Below are 15,419 nucleotides of genomic sequence, written 5' to 3'. Positions count from 1 at the left end.
GCAATTCAGGCGTGCAGCAGCGCCTGCACCATCTGGTGCACCGCACTGGCCGCCGCCACAGGATGCTCCAGCGGAAACAGGTGGCCGCCCGGTATCTTGCGGAAATGCCGGCCGACCAGGCGCCGGGTGGCGCGCAGGCCAGCCTGGCGGCACTCCACCGAATCGGCGCCGCCGATAAAGCCCACCGGCACCGGGAAATTCTCCCTGAGCAGCGAGCCGAGATGATGCGGCAGGCTGCGGTAGACCGCGGTTTCCGCTTCGCGGGTGAAGCGCAGCGTCACGCCATCTTCCTGCGCCACGGTGCCGTGCTCCACGTAGTCGCGCAGCACCGCTGGCGGCCAGGCGGCAAACAGCGGTTTGGCGGCGTAATGCTGGTAGGCCGCTTCCCTGTCAGGAAACTGGTTCCGGCGTTTTTCGGAAAACCGCGCCGGCGACAGCTTGCGGTCCAGGCCCACCGACTTGGCGATGCGCAGCAGCACAGCGCGCCAGCCGGCCACGACCGGCGCATCCATCAGCACCACTGCGCGCACCAGGTCAGGCCGAGCGCGCGCCGCCATCAGGCTCAGCATGCCGCCCATGGAATGCCCGACGAGGATGGCCGGATGACGCGGATCCAGCGCATCCACCAGTTCCTGTACCAGCGACGCCCAGCCGTTTTCGATGGGATAGTCCGGGTTGTGGGCATGCAGCGGCAAGGCAGAAATGGTGTAGTGCGACTTCAGGTGGCTGAAAAAAACCCGGTAGGTGTCTGTCGGGAAACTGTTGGCGTGGACGAACTGGATCAGCTGCTGGCTCATGGACTGCTGCGGCAAGGCATTGGGACTGGGAAAAGCATTCTACGGGATTACGCGCAGCGCGATCTTGCGTAGGAAGGACATCAAGAACCGTAATGGGTTGCCAGCCCGCCTGATCGCTCCGCGGATGGGAATAGACATCGCACATTCGGTATTGACAGCGAAAGGCAGTCGCTGATGTTAAATCGCGAAAAAATTGCGCCACGGCTTTGCATTCACGCCCGCGGGAGACTCCTGCCTGTAGACGCCTTTGCTCTTAGATGGCGCCTGGTGAGTTAAGCGGGGACCAAGAATCAGGCATAGTCGATTCTCTTTTTGCTGTTCTTTTTGTTGAGTATTTCCACATCGGTTGGGCCAGATACAGAAGCCGGTTCGATGTGCTGGCCATTGCCGGTGATGGCACTTCCCCCGCCGGTGATCGTATCGAGCAGATCGTCGGAAAGCGACTGCTCTTTACTGCTGCCCACGGCCGCATTCCTGACCTGCACATCCTGTCTCTGTTGATCCTTCACGGCAGGTTCCTTGAAAGTAGATGGATTTCGCTGAAGATCCGTTAATCGCACATTTACCCGACATCGTATTGGTGTTCAAATGCGGCCATCCTATCCTCTCTGCGCAAATTTCTCGGCAAATTTATTTCAGCAGCTCACCGGCTTCGGCAGGCGGCACTGGAAACAACAGGTCCGGAATGCCGGCATGGCGGCGCATGCTTGCCCTTCCGAAAAGGCATGCAGCAACGTTCAGGCTCCCGGCCTTCACCCGCGTTGCTGCGGTTTCCTGGCCATGACCAGCGCAAGACCGCCCAGAATCGCCAATGCGGAATACAGCAGCTGCAAGGAGAACGGCTCCGACAGCAGCACCACGCCGCCCAGCGTTGCCAGCACCGGCACGCTCAACTGGACGCTGGCCGCCACCGTGGCAGTCAAGCCGCGCAGGGCCTGGTACCAGATCACATAGCCCAGCCCCGAGGCCAACGCGCCCGACGACAGCGCGTAAGCAATGCCGGCGCCATCGACTTCGGACCACGGCAAAAGAACCAGGCCAAGTGCGATGGCAATTGGCGCTGCCCGCAGGAAATTGCCCGCCGTAGCGTTCGCCGGATCGCCGGAACCTTTCGCCCGCAAGGAATACACGCCCCAGCTGATGCCTGCGGCTGCCATCAAGAGGGAGTGCGGCAAGGATGGCGCGGCAAGTCCGGGCAACAGCAAGGCAACCAGGCCCAAGCCCGCGATCATCAGTCCAGCCACCTGCCGCGCGGTGAGTCTTTCGCCTGCATACAGCCCATGGCCAATCATGGTTGCCTGCACCGCGCCAAACAGCAGCAAGGCGCCGGTTGCGGCGGTCAGCCCGAGGTAGGCCCAGGAAAATCCGGCGGCATAGATGAACAATGACCAGGCCGAACGCCAGTTGCCAGCAGCAAGCGGCCGGGCCCCGCGAGCCCGGATGATCAGCGCCAGCACCAATGCGCCCGACGCGATGCGCAGGGCGGTGAAGCTGGCGGCATCGATATGCCCGTCCTTCAAGGCCAGCCGGCACAGCAGGGAATTGGCGGCGAAGGCCAGCATGGCGAGGAAGGTCAGGCAGGCAGTGCGCATCGTCATCGTTGTTCTTTCCTATGGTTCAAGGCTAGATAAAGCAATTTACTGCCTGAATTTTCGGCCAGGCGTAAGCGCCGTTGACGCCAGAAGATGAAACCGTCTGACAAGCTTGGAGATCGCAAGCCGGCGTAGGGCCACTATGCCGGCTCTGCGATGATCAGGTTGGACCGCTGACATGCCCAGCGTTCCACGGGCCGACACCGCCTGAGACATCCCGGCGGCGCTTCGTCGGCTACCTGCCAAACCAATAGCGTTTTTGCTTGAGCCTGCGGGTTTCTATGCCGACCACTCCTGGCGCCCCTCCGCTCGCACTGGCGGCAAAATCCAGCACCACGGCGCCGTCCATATCCGACCGCAGCCGCCGCACGCCGCGTGCCACATAGCGCTGCTCCACCTCCGCTTTCGGATGTCTATACCGGTTGCGGTACCCGACCTGGAATACCGCGATCTGCGGGGCCACCGCGTCCAGGAAGTCCGGTGTCGACGAGGTGCCGCTGCCATGATGCGGCGCCAGCAGCACGGTCGATGGCAGGCGTTGCGGCATGCCCGACAGCAGCAGCGATTCCTGCGGCGCCTCGATGTCGCCGGCCAGCAGCATCGACACGCCGCCGGCGCTCACCTTCAGCGTGCAGCTGCGGCCATTGGGCTTCTGGCCAGGGATGTCATAGATGGAAGGCGTCGGATGCAGCATCTCGAAGCGCACGCCGTCCCAGGTCCAGTTCTGCCCGGCGAGGCAACGGCTGTGGCGGCTGGCCTGGTTGATGATCTCGTGGCCCGGCTCGAGCGAGGAGCCGACCCAGCCGACGTCGATCTCGTCCAGCACCGACAAGGCGCCGCCGGCATGGTCGATATCGCTGTGGGACACCAGCATCGCATCCAGCCGGCTGATGCCGCGATAGCGCAGATAGGGCAGGATCACGCGGCTGCCGCCATCCGAATCCGGCGTGTAGGCCGGACCGGTGTCGTACAGCAGGCGATGGCTTGCGGTTTCCACCAGCAGCGCATTCCCCTGGCCGACGTCGAAGGCCGTTACCCGAAAGCCCTGCTCCGGCGCATCGGGCGCATGCAGCAGCAGCGGCAGCCACAGCAGCAGGCCCAGCCAGCGCGCCGGCCAGCCGCGTGGCGCGAGCAGCCACAGCATGCCGGTCAGGCCCAGCGCAAACATCCACCATGCCGGTATCGGCGCGGCCCACACCGCCAGGGCGAAGCCGCTCAGCCATTCAAGCAACAGCGCCAGTTGCGCCACCAGCCAGTGCGCTGCCTGTAGCAGCCAAGCCGACAGCGGCGCCGGCGCGACGCTGCCGGCCAGCGCCAGCGGCGTGACCGCAAAGCTCACCAGCGGAATCGCCACCGCATTGGCCAGCGGGCTGACCAGCGAGATCTGGCCGAACAGCAGCAGCGTCAATGGAACCAGGCCCACCGTCACCGCATACTGGGTGCGCGCGGCGTCGCACAGCATCTGCCTGCGCGATGCCGTTCCGTCCGGCGCGGAGGAACGCTGGCGGCCCACCGAGACATACAGGATCACCGCGACCGCGCTGAAGGACAGCCAGAAACCCGGCCACAGCACGGCCCAGGGATCCAGCAGCAGCACCATCGCCAGTGCGGTGCACAGCACATGCGACACGCTGGCGATGCGCCCGGTCCAGAGCGCGATGCCCAGCACTGCGATCATGTAGAGCGTGCGCTGGGCCGGCACGCCGAAGCCGGCCAGCAGCACATAGACCAGCGCCGCCGCGGTACCGGCCAGGGCGGCCACCTTTTGCGCCGGCAGCAGCAGCGGCAATTGGGCGCGGGTGTAGAAGGAGCGCCGCCACAGTGCCTGCACCGACGCAGCGAACAGGCCGGCCACCATGGTGATATGCAGGCCCGAGATCGACACCAGGTGGCCGATGCCGGTGCGGGTGAAGACCTTCCAGTCGTCCTGGCCAATGTCACGCTGGTCGCCGATGACCAGCGCAATGATCACGCCGGCATAGCGCTGCCCCGCCAGCGCTGTCGCCATGCGCTCGCGCAGCCAGCCGCGGCAACGTTGGACCATGGCCGTGGGGCTGAAGACAAAGGCGTCCAGCTTGCGATTGCCGCTGTCGGGAGCCACTCCACGCACGCTGCCGGTGGCGCGCAAACCCTGCTCCAGCAGCCAGGCCTCGTAATCGAAGCCGCCCAGGTTTGCATTGCCATGCGGCCGCTTCAGTTTTACCGATAGCCGCCAGCGCTCTCCCGGGCGCAGGGCCGGCGGCGACAGTTTCGCGCGTGGATCGTCATACCAGGACAGCGCAATCCGCGACGGCAGCGCCAGCGCGCTGCCGTCGGCACCGGCTGCCTGCTCCACCGTGAAGTGAAAACGCAGGCCGCGCTCGAAGCGATATGGCAGATTGGCCACCACGCCGGTCACCGTCAGTTCCTGTCCTTCCAGCGCAACGGGCAGTTCCTCGGCAAGGTACTGCGTGGCCAGCAGCGCAGCCCACAGAAAGCCGGTGATGACGCCGCTGGCGATGCGAGCCAGGACGCGCGCCCATGCGCGGTGCATGCGCCGCGCCAGCAAGGCCGCCAGCATCAGGGCCATGAGCAGCAGGGCGGTCTGCATCATGCCGGGCAGCGCGGGCCGGGTCTGCAGCAGGCAGACGCCGGACGCGAATCCGAGCAGCAGGCCGCGCACGGCGCTCAGGCGGGAAGCTGCAGCCGCGGCAGCGCGGCATGCGCATTCGCGGTGGTGAGGGAGGCGATCTCGTCGACCGGCATGCTTCGCAGCTCGGCCAGCGCCGCGCCGATGCGCGGCAGTTGTTCAGGGGTGTTGCGCTGCGGATGCAGCCATGCCGGGGAAATGTCCGGCGCATCGGTTTCCAGCACCAGCGCCGAGGCCGGCACGGTGGACGCCAGCCGGCGTATCTGCAGCGCCCGCGGAAAGGTCATCGCGCCGCCGAAGCCGAGCTTGAACCCCAGTGCGATGAAGGTCTCTGCCTGCTGGAAGCTGCCGTTGAAGGCATGGGCGATGCCGCCCGGCAGGGCGATGCGGCGCAGGTATTTCAGGATGATGTCCTGCGAGCGACGCACATGCAGCAGCACCGGCAGGCCGACGTCGCGCGCCAGCTTCAACTGCTCCTGGTAGAAATATTCCTGCTTCTGCCGCATTGCCGGCTCGCACAGATCGGGCAGGAAAAAATCCAGGCCGATCTCGCCGATGGCCACCAGGTTCGGATCGTCCATGGCGCCGGCCACCGTCTGGCGCAGCAGGTCCAGGTCTTCCTCGCCGGCGCCCGGCACGCAGATCGGATGAATGCCCAGCGCATAACGGCAGTTGGGCTGACGGGCGGAGAGGTCGCGCACCAGGCGGAAGTTGTGCCGGTCCACCGCCGGGATCACGATCTGGCCGACACCCTGTTCACCGGCCTGCCGCGCAATGGCGTCGGAGGCGCCGCCGAACTCGCCGGCGTCAAGGTGGCAGTGTGTGTCTATCCACATCGGGGTTGGTCCTCAGTCCACGTAGGGTTCCAGGCCATTGTCGGAAAGCCGCAGCACGCGGTCGCAATGGCGCGCCAGCTCGATGTCATGAGTCACGATCACGAAGGAAGTTCCGAGGGTGCGCGACAGTTCCAGCATCAGGTCGAAGGTTCTCTGTGCGGTGTGGCGGTCGAGGTTGCCGGTGGGCTCGTCGGCCAGCACGCAGGCCGGCTGCGTCACCAGCGCCCGCGCCAGCGCCACCCGCTGGCGCTCGCCGCCGGACAGTTCGCCCGGCACATGGGTGACCCGCTTTTCCAGGCCGACACGGGCCAGGATCGCGGCGGCGATTTCGTGCGCCTGGCTGCGCGGCATGCGCCGGATCAGGAGCGGCATGGCCACATTGTCGAGCGCGGAAAACTCGGGCAGCAGATGATGGAACTGATAGACGAAGCCCAGCGATTCATTGCGCAGCCGGCCGCGGGTCCTTTCATCGAGCGAGGCGAAGTCCCGGCCCTGAAGTTGTACGCGGCCGGCGCTTGGCACGTCCAGTCCGCCCAGCAGATGCAGAAGGGTCGACTTGCCCGAGCCCGATGCGCCGACGATGGCGACCCGCTCGCCGCGATGCACCTCGAAGCTGATGCCCGACAGCACATCCACCGAATACTTGCCCTGGGTATAGGTCTTGCCCAGGCCCTGGCAGGACAGCACTGCCTGGCCGGCCGGCGGCTGGCCTGCCGCCTGCTGCTGCGCTTTCTGCTGATTCATCACGCTACTCATGGTTGTCATTTCCGGATCATTCATAGCGCAGCGCCTCGGCCGGGCGCACCCGCGCCGCCCGCCAGCTCGGATACAGGGTTGCCAGGAACGCCAGCACCACTGCCACCATGCCGATGGTCCAGACATCCGGCCAGCGCAGGTCGGACGGCAAGGCGCTGATCAGGTAGATGTCGCGCGGCAGGAACTGCACGCCCAGCAGGTGCTCGATGAAGGGCACGATGATATCCACGTTCAGCGCCACCAGCACGCCGCCGCCCACGCCGATGGCGGTGCCGATCAGCCCCACCAGCGCGCCCTGGATCATGAAGATCTTCATGATCGAGCCGGGCGAGGAGCCGAGCGTGCGCAGGATGGCGATGTCGGCCTGCTTGTCGGTCACCGTCATCACCAGCGTCGACACCAGGTTGAAGGCGGCCACCGCGATGATCAGGGTCAGGATGATGAACATCATGCGCTTCTCGGTCTGCACCGCGGCGAACCAGTTGCGGTTCTGCTGGGACCAGTCGCGGATCAGCACGTCGCCCGTCAGGATGCGCGACAGGTCCTGCGCCACCTGCGGCGCCTGCTGCATGTCAGCGATGCGCAGCCGCAGGCCGGAAGGCGCCGACAGCCGGAACATCTTTTCCGCATCTTCCAGATGCATGAAGGCCAGCGAGGAATCGAATTCGAAATGCCCCGCTTCGAAGATGCCGACCACCGTGAACTGCTTCAGGCGCGGTATCACGCCGGCCGGCGTGACCTGCCCCTGCGGCGCAATCAGCGTGACCCGGTCGCCGACCCGCGCCTGCATGCTGCGCGCCAGTTCCAGCCCCAGCACGATATTGAATTCACCCGGCCGCAGGTCATTGAAGCTGCCCTGCTTGACCTGGGACGCCACATCCGACACCTTGGGCTCCTCCTGCGGCAGCACGCCGCGCACCACCACGCCGCGCACGGTGTCGTCACGCGTCATCATGGCCTGTCCGGCGACATAGGGCGCCGCACCCTTGACCTCGCGGTCCATGAAGGCTTCCTTCGCGGTCTGCTGCCAGTCGGGCAAGGCGCCGGTGGCGTCGAACACCTCGATATGGGCCAGCACCGACAGCATGCGGTCGCGCACTTCCTTCTGGAAGCCGTTCATCACCGACAGCACCACGATCAGCGCGGCCACGCCCAGTGCGATGCCGGCCATGGAGATCATGGAAATAAAGGAAATGAAACTGTTGCGCGCGCTGCGCTTGCCGGCGCGGGTATAGCGCAGGCCGACCAGCCATTCGAACGGCAAGTTCTTGAGACTCAAATGAAAACTCCTGAAGGCAAAAGGCAGGTAGGCGGCTGGCGACAGGACATGGCCGCGGAATGCGGCCAGCGGCGACCGCCTCGCGATGCCGCCCGCAGTTTGCCATAGTCCGGGTTTCATTTCAGGACATTGCGCAAAAGAATGACAGTATGACAATGTTCCGACAGTGCTGAACCGATACCGCGCATCGGTCACAATCCCCGTCCTGCTTTGCCCTTACAATCCCGGCATGCCGCAACTCGATATCCTGCTTCCCTTCAGTTTCCCCTCTCCGGAATTGGCCGCCGACCTGCTGCGCGCCCTGCGCCTGCCGGCGTTTTCCCTGCTGGCCGCGCGCGGCACGCCCGGCGCGCTGCAAACCAGCGAAGACTTTTCCCATGCGCTGCAGCATGAAGCCTGGCTGGCGCGCCGTTTCGGGCTGGACGCAGGCATGGAGCAAGGCGGCAGTCCGCCGGTGGCGCCGGCCGCGATGGCGGCGGCCGGCCTGGCGCCTGAAGCCGGCCAGTGGTTCATGCTGCAGCCGGCGCACCTGCATGTGGCGCGCGACCACCTGGTGCTGACCGACCGCCGCCAGCTGGCGCTGGAGGAAGCCGATTCACGCGCCCTGTTCGCCAGCGCCAGCGCCCTGTTCGAGGAAGCCGGCATGCCGCTGCGCTATGGCGATGCGCACACCTGGTTCCTGCGCGCGGACGACTGGCGCGACCTCAAGACCGCCACCATGGACGCCGCCTGCGGCCGCAACATCGATATCTGGATGCCCAGGGGCGCAGGCGAGCGCGCCTGGCGCAAGCTGCAGAATGAAGTGCAGATGGAATGGCATGCCCACCCGGTCAACGAGGCCCGCGCCGGCCGCGGCGCCAAGCCGGTCAATTCGGTCTGGCTGTGGGGCGGCGGCGAAGCGGTCCATGCCATGCCGCAGCCTGCCTACAGCCATGTATGGGCATCGGGCTGGCCCGCTGCGCTGGCCGCTGGCGCGATCAGCAGCATGCCGGCCGACGCCGGCGCACTGCTGGCTGCCGAACCCGAACGCGGCCTGCTGCTGATCGATGACCTGAGCGCGCCGGCGCTGGCCGGCGACTGGTCTGCCTGGCTGGAAGCCTTCCATGCGATCGACGCCGACTGGCTCGCACCGCTGGTGGCAGGGCTGCGTGCCGGCAAGCTCAGCGGGCTTAAACTCGTCACGAGCGACGGCAACCGGCTGCGCGAAACCGATGTCAGCCGCCTGGCCCTGAAAAAATTCTGGCTCCAACCTTCTCTCGCCCGACTCGTTCCATGACCCGCATCGCCACCCGACCCTATTCCTTCCGCCACGCGGAGATGCTGCGCCAGAGCGGCGTGCACCCGGTGCTGGCGCGGCTGTTCGCGGCGCGCGGCCTGGTCGACCCGAGCGAGCTGTCGTCCGAATTTTCCGCGCTGATCGCGCCGTCCGGCCTGCTGCATATAGATGCCGCCGCCGTCTTCCTGGCCGACGCGATCGCCGCGCAAAAGCGCATGACCATCGTCGCCGACTACGACTGCGACGGCGCCACCGCCTGCGCGGTGGCATTGCGCGGCCTGAAGGCGATGGGCGCAAAAATTGACTACATCGTGCCCAACCGCTTCGAATACGGCTATGGCCTGACGCCTGAAATCGTGGAACTGGCAGTGCGGGAAAAGTCGCCCGACATCATCGTGACCGTCGACAACGGCATTGCCAGCATCGACGGCGTGGCCGAAGCGAACCGGCGCGGCATTGAGGTGGTGGTGACCGACCACCACCTGCCGGCCGACAGCCTGCCGGCGGCGCGCGTGATCGTCAACCCGAACCAGCCAGCCTGCGGCTTTCCGAGCAAGAACCTGGCTGGCGTCGGCGTGATGTTCTACGTGCTGCTGGCCTTGCGGGCGGAACTGCGCCGGCGCGGCGTGTTCACGGCGGAAAACCAGCCGCGGCTGGATGCGCTGCTGGACCTGGTGGCGCTGGGCACGGTGGCCGACGTGGTCAAGCTCGACGCCAACAACCGGGTGCTGGTCGCGCAGGGATTGAAGCGCATGCGCGCCGGGCGCATGCATGTCGGCATTGCGGCCCTTTTCCGCGTGGCCGGCCGGGAGGCGCGCCGCGCCAGTCCCTTTGACCTGGGCTTTGCGGTCGGGCCGCGCCTGAACGCCGCCGGCCGCCTGGCCGACATGTCGCTCGGCATCGAATGCCTGACCACGGACGACGCCGGCCGCGCCTGGGAAATCGCGCAGCAGCTCGACACCATCAACCGCGAGCGACGGGTGATCGAGGCGCAGATGCAGGACAGCGCGCTGGCCTCGCTCGACCATATCGACCCGCGCGACAACACCACCATCAGCATCTATGACGACAGCTGGCACCAGGGCGTGATCGGCATCGTCGCTTCGCGCCTCAAGGACAAGTTCTACCGCCCCACCATCACCTTCGCGCCGGCCGGCGACGGCCTGATCAAGGGCTCGGGCCGCTCGATCGCCGGCTTCCATTTGCGCGACGGCCTGGACCTGGTGTCTAAGCATGCGCCGACGCTGATCGAGAAATTCGGCGGCCACTCGATGGCCGCCGGCCTGACGATACGGGCCGACAACCTCGAAGGCTTTACCCATGCCTTCGAGGAGGTGGGCCGCGCTTCATTGACCAGGGCGCAGCTGGAACGGGTGCTGGAAACCGACGGCCCGCTGGAAGACGCCTATTTCTCCACCGCCTTCATCGAGCTGATCGATGGCCACGTCTGGGGCCAGGGCTTCGCGCCGCCGGTGTTCTGCGATGAGTTCCGGGTGGTGAGCCAGCGGGTGCTGAAGGAAAGGCATCTGAAGCTGCTGCTGGAAAAGAATGGCCAGCAATACGATGCGATCTGGTTCGGCCATGCGGAGGGGTTGCCGGAACGGGTGAATGTGGCGTTCCGGCTGGATGCGAATGAATTCAATGGCAGGACCAGGGTGCAATTGCTGGTGGAGCATGCGGAGGCGGCCTGAATGAGCCACGGCTGCAGCAATGCATCGCAGTCTAGCGGGAGTCAGAGCAGCACAGCGGTATGAAAGACGATCAAGCCTTTGGAACCAATTCATCGATCGCACCCATCACTTCCCTGAAGGTGGCGACACTATCCGAATAATCGTTCATTGAAAACACACGACCGATCCCGCGTTTCTCCCTGAGATATTGCAACGAGCCCGTATTGGCATCCTGATCGGGCCTGGATCGCTCCCTAATAGCCTCCCTCAACTCCATTGCTTCGGCCGGGTCCAGGCAAGGGAGATAATCCTGCATTAATCGCCTGGCAGCCGCTTTCCCCTTTTCCAGGCTGATCGGCACACGCGATTCACCGATCGCTTCCAGCTCTTTGATAAAGAACCGATAAGGAAGCCGCATTTCCTTTGCGGCGGTTTCGAACAATTCCTTCGCGGAGGTCTCGGCAAATCCGCAAGTCGCTTCCACGAAGCGCTTTACTTCATTAAAGTCCGTGATGCATATTGCTGCTGCACAGGCGCCATTTCTTTCATTGGGCTGCATCCACTTAAGGGAAGCCGCATGGTAGCCCGCATGCTTCATTGTCCGGATGAATTTCCCGGCATGGAGCGCGTCACTGAAATAAAGCGTCAATCCGGCACTTGAAAGATGGGCGTTGGACACTCGCGCATTTTTTTCCACCCCTCGCAGCAACAAGCTGGCCGTCGCGGCGATGGATTCCCTGATGCCATTCGCTGCAACAGGCGCTACGTGTCTGAATACTGGCGCTTCAACATACTCCTGGCCGGCATGTTCAATCTCGGATTGCATGCTGACGTAGCCGTCAATACCAGGGAGCCCAGGTGCGAGAAACATTCCCAGGCGAGAAAGCACATCCAGTGGCAGCATTCCCAGGGCGGCAGCATCTCCGGTACGGACAGCTTGTGCAATGAGCGGCGCAGCCAGGCTGATTTCAATCGGGATTCCTTCCGCGATCATGCGAATGGAATGAGCGCTTTCCACGCGCATCGTCGCATAGAAACGGTTTTCCATGCTTTTGATTTCCACTTCGATGAGACGCGCGAAGTACGGTGTCTTCTTTAAGACCTTGTCCACAAATGCCGCAGCCTGGTCTTTTTTCTCGAAAGGATCTGAGTCGAACATGACCAGATTTTCATTCACCACGCGCCACTCGACACCGGTTCCTGATTTCAGCTTATCCGCCACAGTTTTTGCGCCTGTCGTTTGGTATTCCACATCTCCACAGGCAGTGAGATTGATTTCCTCGTGAATGCAGGACAACCGAGTATCAGCTGGATAGCGCCTTCCACCAAATGAAAAGCCAAAGGAACGTCCAAGCTCGATTGGCGGAAACGCGTGGGTAGATTGTCCGCCCCGGTGATACAGCAAGTGCGCCAAGTCCTTCAAGGAAGAGCCGGCTCCTATCTCTACCACTGTGAGTCTGGTGCCATCAGGCGTTCTGAACGTCAGCGTTTCCGGGCATGCAACCTTTCCGGCAGCGTCATTGCAATGCTCGAATCGCTCGACGGAAGCGCTGGCAGGGGTTCCCACTGGTTTTTGTGCGGTTGGATACATGACAACTCATTTTTAAAATTGGCTGGAAAAAAATGGGTATCAAAAATAATAAGTAGCGTTCGCTCGTTGTGCGCTACAGGTAGAAAACCATGCCCCGGCGGCCCAATGGCCGGGAACCGTTGCAGCAGCAGGTGGAAGCGCCGAGAAGTGTCGAGCCGAATGAACCAGGCAACCAGATTTCTCCGTAAGGACGCCGCCAGCCTCACCCTCCCCTTCAGTTATAATCGCCGGTTTCCCCCGCACGAGACGCACACATCATGGAAGCAGAACGCCTGAACTCCCTGTCGGCCTTGCTGGCCGACCTGACCACCCGGGAAGCTGAACTTCGGAGGTATCTTTGACTTCGATAACAAGTCAGAGAAACTAGAGCAGGTCAACCAGGAACTCGAAGATCCCACCGTCTGGAACGACCAGAAACGCGCGCTGGCCCTCGGCCAGGAAAAAAAGGCGCTGGAAGGCGTGGTTCATTCCCTTACCGACATCGATGCCGGACTGCGCGACGCCCGCGATCTGTTCGACATGGCCCGCGAAGAGCAGGACGACGACACCCTCGAAGCCATCGAGGCCGACGCGGCCGGCCTGCAGAAGCAGGTGGAAACCCTGGAATTCCGGCGCATGTTCGCCAACCCGATGGACCCCAACAACTGCTTCATCGATATCCAGGCTGGCGCCGGCGGCACCGAGGCCCAGGACTGGGCGTCGATGCTGCTGCGCCAGTACCTGCGCTATTGCGAGCGCAAGGGCTTCAAGGTCGAGATCCTGGAGCAGTCCGAGGGCGAAGTCGCCGGCATCAAGACCGCGACGCTGAAGGTCGAAGGCGAATATGCCTACGGCTTCCTGCGCACCGAGACCGGCGTGCATCGCCTGGTGCGCAAGTCGCCGTTCGACTCCGCCGGCGGCCGCCATACCTCGTTTGCCAGCGTGTTCGTCTATCCGGAAGTCGACGAGTCGATCGACATCGACGTCAATCCGGCAGACGTGCGCGTTGACACCTACCGCGCTTCCGGCGCCGGCGGCCAGCACATCAACAAGACCGATTCCGCAGTGCGCCTGACCCATGCGCCTTCCGGCATCGTGGTGCAGTGCCAGAACGACCGCAGCCAGCACCGCAACCGGGCCGAGGCCTGGGAAATGCTGAAGTCGCGGCTGTATGAACTGGAACTGCGCAAGCGCATGAGCGAGCAGCAGAAGCTGGAAGACTCCAAGACCGATGTCGGCTGGGGCCACCAGATACGCTCCTACGTGCTGGACCAGTCCCGCATCAAGGACCTGCGCACCAGCTTCGAAACCGGCAATACCAAGTCGGTGCTCGATGGCGACCTCGACGGCTTTATTGCCGCCTCCCTGAAACAAGGCGTTTAAGCATGATGACTGACAAATACACCGCGCTGACGGAAGAAAAGGACGAGAACTCCATCATCGCCGAGCGTCGCGGCAAGCTGGCGGCGCTGCGCGAGCAAGGTCCGGCCTTCCCTAATGACTTCCGTCCGCAGCATCAGGCCGCCGCGCTGCAGGCCGAGTACGGCAATGTCGACCGCGAACTGCTGGAAAGCCAGCCGGTGAAGGTGGTTGTGGCCGGCCGCATGATGTTGAAGCGCGTGATGGGCAAGGCCTCGTTTGCCACCATCCAGGACGCTTCCGGCCCGCGCGCCGATGGCCGCATCCAGCTCTACATCAGCAACGAGCTGACCGGCGAGGCGGCGCATGAAGCCTTCAAGCATTACGACATGGGCGACATCCTCGGTGCCGAGGGCACCCTGTTCAAGACCAAGACCGGCGAGCTGTCGGTCAAGGTCAGCACGCTGCGCCTGATCACCAAGTCGCTGCGGCCGCTGCCGGACAAGTTCCACGGCCTGGCCGACCAGGAAACCAAGTACCGCCAGCGCTACGTCGACCTGATCATGAACGAGGACACCCGGCGCACCTTCAAGGCGCGCACCGCGGCCATGTCCTCGATCCGCCGCTTCATGGCCGAGAACGGCTTCATGGAAGTCGAGACGCCGATGCTGCACACGATCCCCGGCGGCGCGGCGGCCAAGCCCTTCATCACCCATCACAATGCGCTGGACATGGAAATGTTCCTGCGCATCGCGCCCGAGCTGTACCTGAAGCGGCTGGTGGTGGGCGGCTTCGACCGGGTGTTCGAGGTCAATCGCAATTTCCGCAATGAGGGCGTGTCGCCGCGCCACAATCCGGAATTCACGATGATGGAGTTCTACGCCGCCTACACCGATTACAAGTGGCTGATGGACTTCACCGAAGCCGTGATCCGCCAGGCAGCGGTGGATGCCCATGGCACCGCGCAACTGACCTACCAGGGCCGCGAGCTGGACCTGTCCAGGCCTTTCCGCCGCATGACCATCGTGGAAGCGATCAACATGTACGCGCCGCATTACACCGCTGAGCAATTGCAGGATGCCGGTTTCCTGAGGGCGGAACTGCTGAAGTTCGGCGTGAAGCCGCACGTGATTTCCGGGCTGGGGGCGCTGCAGCTGTCGCTGTTCGAGGAAACCGCCGAAGCCCAGCTGTGGGAGCCTACTTACATCATCGACTATCCGGTCGAAGTGTCGCCGCTGGCCCGCGCCTCGGATACGGTGCCGGGCATCACCGAGCGTTTCGAGCTGTTCATCACCGGCCGCGAAATCGCCAACGGCTTCTCCGAACTCAATGACGCGGAAGACCAGGCGGCACGCTTCCAGGCCCAGGTGGCCGCGAAGAATGCCGGCGACGAGGAGGCGATGTACTACGACGCCGATTACATCCGGGCGCTGGAATACGGCATGCCGCCGGCCGGCGGCTGCGGCATCGGCATAGACCGGTTGATGATGCTGATCACCGATTCGCCGAATATCCGCGACGTGATCCTGTTCCCGCATCTGCGCCGCGAAGACTGATTTTTCTTCACGACTCATTTCTGGTCCTGTTCCTGGCCCGCTTGTGCGACAACGCAGGCGGGCCAGTTTTCATTCTGGGCCGCACGTTACATCCTCTTA

Annotated in this window: 12 protein-coding genes; 4 read left to right on the top strand and 8 right to left on the bottom strand. The window is 64.0% G+C overall.

Annotated elements, in window-relative coordinates:
* Nucleotides 1-5: 5 nt before the first annotated feature.
* From KTQ42_RS03065 to KTQ42_RS03035, 7 genes are all read right to left on the bottom strand, one after another.
* Nucleotides 6-797: an alpha/beta hydrolase gene (locus KTQ42_RS03065; protein ID WP_217344166.1), complete on the bottom strand. Its 792-nt coding sequence runs from the start codon at nucleotides 795-797 to the stop codon at nucleotides 6-8.
* A 290-nt stretch (nucleotides 798-1,087) separates the two neighbouring features.
* Complete coding sequence (locus tag KTQ42_RS03060) at nucleotides 1,088-1,306, bottom strand: hypothetical protein (RefSeq protein ID WP_217344165.1); 219 nt, start codon at nucleotides 1,304-1,306, stop codon at nucleotides 1,088-1,090.
* Nucleotides 1,307-1,549: 243 nt separating this feature from the next.
* Nucleotides 1,550-2,395, bottom strand: a complete 846-nt coding sequence (locus KTQ42_RS03055) for a DMT family transporter (protein ID WP_217344164.1) — start codon at nucleotides 2,393-2,395, stop codon at nucleotides 1,550-1,552.
* Nucleotides 2,396-2,624: 229 nt separating this feature from the next.
* Nucleotides 2,625-5,051 carry a DNA internalization-related competence protein ComEC/Rec2 gene (locus tag KTQ42_RS03050; protein WP_217344163.1) on the bottom strand — a complete coding sequence of 809 codons (2,427 nt, stop codon included), beginning with the start codon at nucleotides 5,049-5,051 and terminating at the stop codon, nucleotides 2,625-2,627.
* 5 nt (nucleotides 5,052-5,056) lie between these two features.
* The gene (locus tag KTQ42_RS03045) at nucleotides 5,057-5,854 is read right to left on the bottom strand and encodes a TatD family hydrolase (protein WP_217344162.1); all 798 of its coding nucleotides are present in this window, start codon (nucleotides 5,852-5,854) and stop codon (nucleotides 5,057-5,059) included.
* A 12-nt stretch (nucleotides 5,855-5,866) separates the two neighbouring features.
* On the bottom strand, nucleotides 5,867-6,598 hold the full coding sequence (gene lolD, locus KTQ42_RS03040) for a lipoprotein-releasing ABC transporter ATP-binding protein LolD (protein ID WP_217346794.1): 732 nt from the start codon (nucleotides 6,596-6,598) through the stop codon (nucleotides 5,867-5,869).
* 28 nt (nucleotides 6,599-6,626) lie between these two features.
* Nucleotides 6,627-7,889 (bottom strand): lipoprotein-releasing ABC transporter permease subunit, encoded by a 1,263-nt coding sequence (locus KTQ42_RS03035; protein ID WP_217344161.1) that lies wholly within the window; start codon nucleotides 7,887-7,889, stop codon nucleotides 6,627-6,629.
* 229 nt (nucleotides 7,890-8,118) lie between these two features.
* Between KTQ42_RS03035 and KTQ42_RS03030 the strand changes: the two genes are divergently transcribed.
* Together KTQ42_RS03030 and recJ are read left to right on the top strand one after the other, a co-directional pair.
* On the top strand, nucleotides 8,119-9,165 hold the full coding sequence (locus KTQ42_RS03030; RefSeq protein WP_217344160.1) for a hypothetical protein: 1,047 nt from the start codon (nucleotides 8,119-8,121) through the stop codon (nucleotides 9,163-9,165).
* Nucleotides 9,162-10,856, top strand: a complete 1,695-nt coding sequence (gene recJ, locus KTQ42_RS03025) for a single-stranded-DNA-specific exonuclease RecJ (protein WP_217344159.1) — start codon at nucleotides 9,162-9,164, stop codon at nucleotides 10,854-10,856. Before KTQ42_RS03030 ends, recJ begins: the two co-directional genes overlap by 4 nt.
* Before the next feature lie 70 nt (nucleotides 10,857-10,926).
* On the opposite strand, the gene KTQ42_RS03020 is transcribed toward recJ, so the two are convergent.
* Nucleotides 10,927-12,426 (bottom strand): hypothetical protein, encoded by a 1,500-nt coding sequence (locus KTQ42_RS03020; RefSeq protein ID WP_217344158.1) that lies wholly within the window; start codon nucleotides 12,424-12,426, stop codon nucleotides 10,927-10,929.
* 257 nt (nucleotides 12,427-12,683) lie between these two features.
* Here KTQ42_RS03020 and prfB point away from each other — a divergent pair.
* Together prfB and lysS are read left to right on the top strand one after the other, a co-directional pair.
* Nucleotides 12,684-13,788, top strand: a protein-coding gene (prfB, locus tag KTQ42_RS03015; RefSeq protein WP_217344157.1) for a peptide chain release factor 2 whose coding sequence is annotated in 2 segments (ribosomal slippage) — nucleotides 12,684-12,764 and nucleotides 12,766-13,788 — 1,104 coding nt in all. Because the reading frame shifts where the segments join, the coding sequence is not laid out codon by codon here.
* Between the two features lie 2 nt (nucleotides 13,789-13,790).
* Nucleotides 13,791-15,320 (top strand): lysine--tRNA ligase, encoded by a 1,530-nt coding sequence (lysS, locus tag KTQ42_RS03010; RefSeq protein WP_217344156.1) that lies wholly within the window; start codon nucleotides 13,791-13,793, stop codon nucleotides 15,318-15,320.
* Nucleotides 15,321-15,419 lie beyond the last annotated feature (99 nt).

It is taken from the genome of Noviherbaspirillum sp. L7-7A, from assembly GCF_019052805.1.
In the GTDB taxonomy this organism is placed as follows: domain Bacteria; phylum Pseudomonadota; class Gammaproteobacteria; order Burkholderiales; family Burkholderiaceae_D; genus Noviherbaspirillum_A.
The sequence above is the reverse complement of the archived record's forward strand: the minus strand, read 5'-3'. Positions and strand labels throughout refer to the sequence as shown.